At 35.2% G+C, this 2,144-nt stretch carries 1 protein-coding gene; it reads right to left on the minus strand.

Annotated elements, in window-relative coordinates:
• Positions 1–2,144, minus strand: a 2,144-nt coding sequence (locus B3J44_RS06235) for a TonB-dependent receptor (RefSeq protein ID WP_349678287.1), incomplete at both ends; no start/stop codon positions are given.

The following is a 2,144-nucleotide window of genomic DNA, read 5'->3' on the forward strand; positions in this document are numbered from 1 at the left end:
TAAACATAAGTCGTGTCAAATGTCAAACCATACGGATTATCTGGTGTAACTAGAACTTTTCCTGCAGAATCGTATTGCACATTTTTATCAAAAGGATCATTTGTTCTCGAAATCAAAAACGGATTATTTTGTTTTGGAGTAAAGTTAAGCAGGTTTTTGATTCCGCCATAAACTTCAAAATCTTTCCAACCCGAATAGGTAAACTGAATATTTTGAATACTATACCAAGGTGATTTAGGGCTTCTTGGATCGGTTTCACTCAACAACGGCAATTTCATCGGACTGTAAACATTTCCGGTATAATCCATCGACAAGTTCCAAGGCTGAATTTTATACGAAATACTCCAAGTTCCTGTAAAATTCTCCGTCAAATACGGTCTTTCTGAAATTCCGTTCTCGACATTTTTATTATCTAAAACCGTTGCTCCTACAATAAATTTTAACCCCGACGGAAAGTTAAGATCCACATTTGTACTAATTCCTTGACTTATGGCGTAACCATCAATATTGTCGTAAATGATTTTGTTGGGATCTGTTTCGTAATCAGAAATAATCTTATTGCTGAATCTCGTATAAAAAGCAGTCGTCTCAATCCCCATAAACGTTCCATTCCCAAAATTGATTTTCTGAATGTAATTTAAATTCACATTTACAGATTTTTCCGGTTTCAAATCATTTTTAATAATAACATCTCTAGAACCTGTTAAAGCAGCATGATCTTCGGTAAACAAATTCACAACGCGAAACCCAGTTCCTGCATTTAATCTAAAAATGGTGTTTTCGTTTGCCTTAAATCTGTAAGCAAATCTTGGTGTAAAAATAGATCCGTGAATCGAGTTGTAATCGTAACGCATTCCAAGCAAAACCTGACTTTTTGGAGAAAAGGTAATTTCGTCTTGAACAAAAATTCCAGGAAGCCAACTGTTTTCTGGATCTTTTGTTGCTGGCGTATTATCATCATAATAGGTATATCGACTTGCAATTCCTGCCAACAAATCGTTTCTTCCAATTTTTTTATCCCAAGTCAATTGCAAAAATCCAATTTTCTGATTGGCGATATAAGAAGTTGTTCCGTAGCGGCTATCCTGATAATGCACATTTCCTGAAAACGAAAGCATCAATTTTTCTTCAAACGGCAATTGGTAGCTTCCAATTAATTCGGCTCTTTTAGTATAAATGCTTTCGCCGTAGATTTCATCACCGCCTCGATATTTCTTTTCCCAACGAATGTCTCCTCCCCAACGATCTTCATACATTCCGCGCGCTGCAATCGTAAAAAGGCGATTATAATTTCGCTTAAAACTCCATTTATTAAAAACCGAGATACGTTCAGAAAGCGTTACATCTGTAAAATTGTCTTTGTCTTTATCAATAACCTGATCGTAGTTGAAGTAATTTAATCCAATAAGAGAAGTCGCTTTTTTACCGACATTAAACTTCGTTCCCAAATCGAGATTGCTTTCAAAATAAGAAGTTGTAAAATAATCAGCTGAAAAAGTCGGTGCTGTCGTTGGATTTTTAGTAATAATATTAATCAAACCTCCAACGGCTTCACTTCCGTAAAGCGACGACGCAGGACCTTTTACAATTTCAATTCGTTCCACCAAAGAATTTGGAATTCCTGACAAACCATAAACCGTCGAAAGACTACTCACAATTGGCATTCCGTCAATCATTACTAAAGTGTATGGGCCTTCCAATCCGTTTATGTGAATATCTCCTGTATTACAAACACCACAATTTAACTGCGGACGAACGCCATTTATGTTTTGAAGCGCATCGTAAATACTTGGCGTTGGGTTTTTCTTGAAGAATGTAGGTGAATAAACCTCAACCGGAACGGCGCTTTCCAATCGTTTTACAGCTTTTAAAGTTCCAGAAACGACAACTTCGTTCAATTCATTTTGATCTTCTTCTAGTTCAAAATCTAAATTCAAACTTTCATTTTCTAAAACTAAAATCTTTTGGGTTATCGGTTTAAATCCTGCAGAGGTTACATGTATTTTATAAGTTCCTTTTGGAATATCTTGAAGATGATAAATTCCTAAAGAATCTGTTTGAGCTTTAAAGTTTGTATTTAACAAACTAACTTTAATTTCTTGACTAACAGGAATTGATGTTACTACTTTTCCTGATATATTTTG

The sequence above is a fragment of the Flavobacterium sp. UBA4854 genome, from assembly GCF_002399805.1.
In the GTDB taxonomy this organism is placed as follows: domain Bacteria; phylum Bacteroidota; class Bacteroidia; order Flavobacteriales; family Flavobacteriaceae; genus Flavobacterium; species Flavobacterium ginsengisoli.